Origin of the sequence: Methylobacterium sp. E-046 (assembly GCF_022829625.1) — a bacterium.
Classification (GTDB): Bacteria; Pseudomonadota; Alphaproteobacteria; order Rhizobiales; family Beijerinckiaceae; genus Methylobacterium; species Methylobacterium longum.
On sequence record NZ_JAKSYP010000031.1, the window covers coordinates 1 to 7,310 of the forward strand.

Below are 7,310 nucleotides of genomic sequence, written 5' to 3' on the forward strand. Positions count from 1 at the left end.
CAGGCGCGGCCTCCGAGCGGTGACGTCCGGATCGACGCCGTCAACGCGACCCTGCGCGCTGAAGCCGGGACGGGACTGACCTACATCGACGTGTTCCTCCAGAAGGTGGAAGGCTGCGCCGTGCGCATCAACAACCTCTGAAGGTGATCGGATGAGTGCGCTTCTGCTGATCACCGACGACCTCCAGCGCGGTCAGCGATTGGCACGTAGTCTCGGATCGCGGGGTCTTTGCCATGTCCACGACCTCTACGAGGACAAGCTACCGCCGCAGCAGTTCGACCTGATCGTCAGCGACGTCGAAGCGCTCACCTCCGACGCGGTCATCCGCCTGCGCCGTGCCTTGGCGCAGGTCCGGACTGAAGGTCTGCCGTATCTGTTTCTCGCGCACGGCAACGCCGCGCGAGCCGAGGCGCAGGCGCGGCTTCTAGGTGCGAGCGCCACGGCCAACCTGCAGCAGATGCTGTCTGCCTTGGACCAGCTGCAGGGCGCACCGATCCCGCACTCTGCCCGAGCGACGGCCGCCGAGGCTCGGCGGTTCTTCCAGGAAGCGCTCTTCTCCGGCGGCGCGATCACGCCGGACGTGGCCGATGCGGGCACCGACCTGGTCGTTCGTGCCGTCAGCGAGAGCGGTGTCTACGACTGGGTACGGGCGGTCCGGCAGTTCGACGACGCCACTCATCAGCACTGCCTGATCGTCGCAGCTCTGGCCGCTGCCTTCTCGGGCGCGCTGGGCCTGCGCGTGACCGACCGCCATCGCCTGACGAGAGCCGCCCTGCTGCACGACGTCGGCAAGATCCACGTGTCGATCGAGATCCTGAACAAACCCGGACGCCTCACCCATGCGGAGCTGGCGGTGATGCGCACGCATGCCGCGCTCGGTCACGCCATGCTCGTCGAGAGTGCCTTCGATGACGAACTATTGGCGGCGGTTCGCTCGCACCACGAGATGCTCGACGGCACCGGCTATCCGGACGGGCTCAGGGGATGGGAGATCCCGGACTTCGTGCGACTGGTAACGGTCTGCGACGTCTACGGCGCGTTGATCGAGCGGCGCCCCTACCGCGCACCCATGGCCGGGGCGAAGGCTTACAGCATCCTGGATGGGATGGCCGGTCGCCTCGACGGCGATCTCGTGCGCGCGTTCCGACCGATAGCTGCAGCGTTCGACCCGTCCTTACGGAAGGCGGCGCACGATCAAGCAGCCCATGCCGCTCACATCCGCTGATTACGACCAGCCGACCGATGGAGAATTGCCGATGAGCGCGCTGTACCGCCTCGTCTAGACGTAGGGCCCGCCGAAGAGGTCGCCGATCGCCTTGCGCCGGAACAGCGTGCGCCACCGCCGCCGCTAATGCTCCGGCCGGTCGTGGATCATGTGACACTGCTGGCAGAACGCTGCGAGGTTCGCGCCCGCATTGTTCGAGGTGTCGTGATCCCAGTTGGCTGTAGCCAGCACTACCCGTGTCCGGCGGGCGCGGCCGAGTATGTCGGCCCCTGATGTGATTCGGATCCGCCTGCCCCATCCGTCGCGCCAGCGATTAGCCTCGGCGTCCCATCAGCGCCCGTCGCCGAGATGGTAGACCATCCGCTCGTGCGGTCGTCCGCAGCTCTCGCAGCGACCCTTGGCACGGCCGAACCGGATCAGGGCCGAGAGCTGCACCTAGTCGATGGGGTAGAAGACGCGGTGCTCGGGCTGGATCGGCATGGTGGCGCGCTGTGCCACTGGGCGTGAAGAAAGCGTAGCTGCGAGTGCCTCGCCCGCGACTACCCCGGGCTCGACGCGGCAGGGGCTGAACGCCCTAGATGCTACGAGCCTCTCACAACCTGAAGCGGCCACTCTTGCGGGCCTCCTTGGGTATCCTGCCGCTTTGCACGACGGGTTTGGTTGCGACCACCCGCCTTGGCCTCGTAGAGCGCGCCGTCCGCCAAGCGGTAGAGATCCGTCAGCGCAGTAGTTGCTCCGCCATCCGGTACACCACTCGCCAGCCCAATGCTCACGGTGACCGCACCGGCGCCGATGCCGGCTGAGCCGATCGACAGGCTCGATACCTCGACGTGGACCTTCTCCGCGATGCGTCGAGCACCTGCTTGATCGGTATCCGGCAGGAGGATGGCGAACTCCTCACCGCCAACCCGGCACACGAGATCGTGGGGGCGATGGACGCTGGCCGAGAGGCGGCGCGCCAAACCCTCGAGCACCTCGTCGCCGATCTGATGGCCATAGCGGTCGTTGAAGCGCTTGAAATGGTCGGCGTCGACGATGAGCAGAGAGAGTGGCTTAGCGTTGCGCCCTGCTTCTGCCCACGCCTTTGACCCGATTTTCTCGAAGGCTCGACGGTTCGGCAGTCCAGTTAGGGCATCGGTCAGTGACAGTCGCTCGAGTTCCGCCTGCATCGCTTCGCCTCGGCGCAACGCGCGCCCGAACAGAAGCGATAGCGCGATCGTGAGGCCGCACAGCACCAGCACGATGCCGCCGATGACGAGCGCCTTCACCTGCCACTCCGCCTCGATCTCGGCCGTCGAGAGAGACACGTTGAGGATTAGAGGCAAATCGCTCACCTGCGTGAAGGCGAAGTGCCGTTCGATGGCATCGCGGACCGATACGCCGACGAAAGTGCCGCTACGCTGATGCGAGAGCCGCTCGAAGGTCGGCGCACCGGCGATGCTGGCGCCTATGTCGGCGTCGACGAAGGGGTAGCGCGCGATGCGCGTGCCGTCGCGCAGATACAAGTTGATCGCACCGTCCCGTCCAAGATCGATCTGGCTGAACAGCCTCGTGAAGTAGGATAGGTTGAGAGTTCCCAGTGCAACACCGCCGAAAGAACCATCGGGCTTATCGATGCGCCGACTGAGTACGATCATGCGTGTGCCGAGCAGACGTGAGGTGAGCGTGGGGCTGATATAGAGTCCTAAGCCATTCTGCGTTTTATGTGCTTGGAAATAGGCTCGATCTGCATAGTTGACCTTGCGCGCAGGTACTGCACTCGCATCGATGATGCTGTCACCGTTCTCATCGGTAACGACCATGACGCCCATGTCGCGGGCGGTTGCGGCTCGGTCGAACAGGATCAATTGGCGCAGCTCAGGGCTGACCTCGTTCACGCCGGGGACCTTCAGGTTATCGACGACGCCGCGCAGCGAGAGATCATACATCTCGATGTTGCGGGCGATATCGCGTTCAAGGACCTGCAGCAGGTTCTTGGAGGTCTGCTCGGCCTTGTCCCAAGCGTCCTGTCGCAAATCGAACAGCATCAAGCTAGAGACGACCAGCATCCCAACAGGTGCAAGAACGCCGAGGGCGATCCAGGTGCGGGCGGAGCGGAATGGACGAACCAGCCGGAAAAGCGGGGGCATCGCGGACCTCACCGGTATATCCCCTCTCATCGATCGTTGGCCTGCTAAGTCTTAAGCGATAATTACCTCGACTAGCGGCCTTGAGTTTTTTTAATCTCGAAATTATGCAATAGCTTCGGCGGTAACAGTACCATTGTCGCCAAGACAGATAGTTTCGATTTTAGCCTTCAGGGTCAGACTGGTGAATGGCTTGACAATGTAGTTATTTGCGCCCGCCTTCTTTGCCGCAAGGACGTTTTCGATCTTCGACTCGGCGGTGACCATAAGGAACGGGATAGATCGTAGCGTCGCGTCAGCACGTACATGTTGCAGCAATTCGTAGCCGGTCATCGGCTGCATATTCCAATCGGAGATCACAAGCCCGTATTTGCGGTCTTTCAGGCGAGCGAGAGCAGCCGTGCCGTCGGACGCATCGTCGATCTCTCCAAAGCCGAGCTGCTTCAGTAGGTTGCGGATGATGCGCACCATCGTCTGGTAGTCATCGACGACGAGGATCGGCATGCTTAAGTCGAGCGCCATGGACGCTGCTTCTCTCGCCAACGGCATAGGGCCTTGATTTTCCCGGCGGACAATCGCGGTTGATGGGTTAAATCCTTATTAAAATCGATTGCCTCTAGTCATTCAAGTACGATGACAGGCAATTTAGATACTAATATCAATCAAGTGGGTGACGGGATGTTTTGAACGACAAGTTGTATAGGCCATCAGGGAGGTGCCTCCCATGATCCTTGGATCCTAAGTCCGCGCTGGGCGGTCCGGGCATACGCCTCCACCAGGTCGTGGCATGCCGAGGCGAGCACGGTGCTCGACCCTGATACCGCTCCGTTGATCTTCCTGATGCGCACGTCGTCGGCCTCTACGAACGCGCTGAAGCCCGCGTGTCCGGCAGAGCCGATGGCCACGTCTCGGGCCACTAGCATCCACAGTTCCGCACCCGGGTCCCCGAGATCCTGCCGCCGACTGCCTGTGGCCATAAACCGAGCGAACGAGCTGCTGCCGAGGATGAAGGCGCGGCGCGGAGCCGTGATGCGGGCGAAGGAGAAGCCGCGCTGCAGCATGATCGGCGTGACCGTCTCCAGAGGGTCAGCAGCGTGTCGCGCGATAATGTCCCGCGCACCCTCCATCATGAACGCCTCGTCGAGGACAAGCGCGCGCTCCTCCTCCGTCACCGGTCCGTGCAGGCTCTCCCATTCGGCCCATCGGCTGGCGAGAAATTGCGCCATCCACCGTTGCACCACCGGGGCGCGGTGGTGGTCCGGCGAGCGCCGGTGCTGCGCGACGAACAAGTCCACAAGGGCCCGCCGGTCGGCCTCGCTGAACGCGGTGGCACGGCTAGCCCGTGCATCCGTGATTACGCGATCCAGCACTGGCCCGGCACGGCTCTCTATCCCCGATAGGCGCGTCTCAGTCGTGGTGTCGCGCGTGCCGTCGCGACGGCGGATCGTGTAGAGGTGTCGGACCTGGAACAGGCGCTTGATGGGCCTGCGCTCTACTCCTCGCTCGGGGTAGCGCTTATCGAACGATCACAGCTGTACGTCCGGACCGGCGAAGCCCCGCTGCACCATCTGCGGTATGTAGTGGTGGCGCCGAGGAACTGACTGTCCAGCCCTTTCTCCGGGGCGCGCTTCGAGCGGCATGACGTTTTCCAGCTGGCCACTCAGGGATGCCCCTCGCCAAGTGCTCTGAGCGGACTACGAAGTGATAATTTCCGATACGTCATTGACATACATGCGTCAATGACGTATGCCTGAGCGATGTCGGCCTTGCATACCGTTGCCGAGACATCAGGCTTCCTGGCCGACACCAAGGCCGCGCGCATGTCGGTGGTGAACCTGCTTGCGCTCAAGAACACACTCGCCGCCGACCCAGAGGCGGGAGACATGATCGTGGGGTCAGGTGGCGTGCGTAAGCTGCGCGTCGCCGGTCGCAGCAAGGGCAAGAGTGGTGGGTACCGGGTGCTGACCGCCTATGTCGGCCCGGAAGCCCCAGTCTACCTCTTGGCTGTCCTCAACAAGAGTGACCGCGAGAACTTCACGGACGCCGAGGTGCGCGAGTTCGCCAAGCTGACGGCGTCGATCAAGGCGTACTGGCAGGCTCGACGATCGCGGTCTGCGTGATGATGGAACCGCGGGGCTTCGCCCCACTCCGTGAGGAGACAACAATGGCCAGAGACATCTTCGAGCGCACCATGTCCGCCTTGCGCGAGGCTGAGGCGCACGCCAAGGGCGAGACGCCGGCCGGAATGATCGTGAACGTCCCGGAGATGGTCGACGTGGCCGGCATCCGTAAGCGCACGGGCAAGGCGCAGACCGCATTCGCGGCCAGCATTGGCGTGCCGGTCTCAACGCTCCGGCAGTGGGAGCACCAGCGCCGGCAACCGCAGGGTGCCGCGCGTGTGCTCCTGGCAATGCTGGAGAAGAACCCACGGCTTGTCGAGGAGACGCTCGGCTCGATACCGCGGTAGGATCGACAGCAGTTATCGCTGCGTCGAGCCATGCAGGATCGCGCATGGCTCGACGACGCATCAGCCACTGCCACGCGGACGGCGCATCCTACTCCACGGCCTGCGGATGCAGCGAAACTTCGCCAGTGAACCGCGCCGGCATCAGTGGGCAGCCGTCGTGCCCCCTGCGGTGCTGGAGGAAGAGCCCGCCCTGCGCGGTGCCATTCACGTTGATCGACACGCGGCCGTGACATGTCGGGCAGCGCTTGATCGCGGACGAGTGGCGGGCGTGCGCCTCACCGAGGCTGACCGAGCGCCACGCGCCGTCGATCCGGATCTCGCATTCGGTCGCGTCGGGCATCGCCATGATGGAAGGGTGCCATGTGGGGCTGGCCATCACCAGCGCGGGATCGACACGGCGAGGCGGGAAAGAGCCTGCCCGTGGGTGGATCAGGCGGGCTCCACCGGCCTGTCGAAAGACGACTTAGCCCAGTTGGCGAATGTCTCCGTCTCGACCCTCAATCGCATGGAGGATGCCGGCTCCGCCGTCAGGCCGCGCTACGACACGGTCATGGCGGTGCGCCGTGCCCTGGAGGAAGCCGGCGCTTAATTCATCTTCGAGCCCGGCGCTAAGCCCGGTGTTCGCGAGGCCTGACGCTTCATCGATCGGGGCACGACGTCACGCGTGTCCCTACCGCGATAGCGTGCCGTCGTCGGATTTCTTCAGCTGAGGCGTACAGAAGGCCGGCCGGCGAATGGCTCAGCCTCCCGTGCTTCAGCCATTGAACTACTCAGAAGCGGATGCTCTAACCTTCGGCAATGAGTCGCAACCGGAAGGTGACTCTAGTAGATCTCGCCTATCAATTGTTGCCCCTCGCGCCAGCCGGCGCAGCGCCCGGGCGACCGCATCCTTCTTAACGTGAAACGCCTCCGGATCCCGGTGCGATGGCACCAGCCGCCGGACCCGATCCGCCAGCGCGTCGAGCTCGGGCGACACGGCCGCCCCGCCATCGCCGCGGCCGGCCTCGCGGGGGAGACGGGCCTTGTGCATCAGGGCCGCCCGCGCCCGGGTGGCCGAAGCCTCACCGCGCCTCGATCCGGACGCCGCCATAGACCCGCTCGGCCTGAGCGCGGCGCTCGCCGATGTGCCGCTCCAAGTCCGGAATGACGGGGCAGCCCGGCACACTCGCCGAAGGTGTTCGAGTTCCTTGTGCAACTCGACGACGCCGTAGCCGGCCCACCGGCGCAAGCGGTTTTCGGTCTTGGTGGGCAGATCAGCGCGACGCAGGCGGCTATGCGCGAGGCCGTGGGCACGATCCGGGCGCTGGACGAGGTCTCGGCCGCGATCGCGGCGGCGGTGGAGGAGCAGTCGGCCGTCACGCGCGAGATGTCGGGCAGCATGCACACGGCCGCGCACGGGGTATCGACGATCGCCGGCGGCATGGAGGCCATCGCCCGGGCGAGCGAGCAGGTCGATGCAGCCACACGCCAGGTGTCCGAGGCTGCGCGGGCG

Annotated in this window: 6 protein-coding genes and 3 pseudogenes; 4 read left to right on the forward strand and 5 right to left on the reverse strand. The window is 64.4% G+C overall.

Features of this window, described 5'->3' with window-relative positions; all coding sequences use genetic code 11:
- The first annotated feature begins 151 nt into the window (after nt 1–151).
- Nucleotides 152–1,225 (forward strand): HD-GYP domain-containing protein, encoded by a 1,074-nt coding sequence (locus MKK82_RS01245; RefSeq protein ID WP_243984349.1) that lies wholly within the window; start codon nt 152–154, stop codon nt 1,223–1,225.
- A gap of 54 nt (nt 1,226–1,279) precedes the next feature.
- On the opposite strand, the pseudogene MKK82_RS01250 reads toward MKK82_RS01245, so the two are convergent.
- From MKK82_RS01250 to MKK82_RS01265, 4 genes and pseudogenes are all read right to left on the reverse strand, one after another.
- Nucleotides 1,280–1,660: pseudogene (locus tag MKK82_RS01250) on the reverse strand (hypothetical protein).
- A 146-nt stretch (nt 1,661–1,806) separates the two neighbouring features.
- On the reverse strand, nt 1,807–3,354 hold the full coding sequence (locus tag MKK82_RS01255; protein ID WP_243984351.1) for a sensor domain-containing diguanylate cyclase: 1,548 nt from the start codon (nt 3,352–3,354) through the stop codon (nt 1,807–1,809).
- A 102-nt stretch (nt 3,355–3,456) separates the two neighbouring features.
- Nucleotides 3,457–3,873, reverse strand: a complete 417-nt coding sequence (locus MKK82_RS01260; protein ID WP_243984353.1) for a response regulator — start codon at nt 3,871–3,873, stop codon at nt 3,457–3,459.
- A 185-nt stretch (nt 3,874–4,058) separates the two neighbouring features.
- Nucleotides 4,059–4,844, reverse strand: a pseudogene (locus MKK82_RS01265) (DUF4238 domain-containing protein); the annotation flags it as partial.
- 273 nt (nt 4,845–5,117) lie between these two features.
- On the opposite strand from MKK82_RS01265, the gene MKK82_RS01270 reads away from it, so the two are divergent.
- Nucleotides 5,118–5,471 carry a type II toxin-antitoxin system RelE/ParE family toxin gene (locus MKK82_RS01270; protein WP_243984356.1) on the forward strand — a complete coding sequence of 118 codons (354 nt, stop codon included), beginning with the start codon at nt 5,118–5,120 and terminating at the stop codon, nt 5,469–5,471.
- 44 nt (nt 5,472–5,515) lie between these two features.
- Nucleotides 5,516–5,818 (forward strand): helix-turn-helix domain-containing protein, encoded by a 303-nt coding sequence (locus MKK82_RS01275; protein WP_243984358.1) that lies wholly within the window; start codon nt 5,516–5,518, stop codon nt 5,816–5,818.
- Between the two features lie 88 nt (nt 5,819–5,906).
- Here the strand turns inward: MKK82_RS01275 and MKK82_RS01280 are convergent, their stop codons facing one another.
- On the reverse strand, nt 5,907–6,164 hold the full coding sequence (locus MKK82_RS01280; protein WP_243984360.1) for a hypothetical protein: 258 nt from the start codon (nt 6,162–6,164) through the stop codon (nt 5,907–5,909).
- A 903-nt stretch (nt 6,165–7,067) separates the two neighbouring features.
- Between MKK82_RS01280 and MKK82_RS01290 the strand changes: the two are divergent.
- Nucleotides 7,068–7,310 (forward strand): annotated as a pseudogene (locus MKK82_RS01290) (chemotaxis protein); the annotation flags it as partial.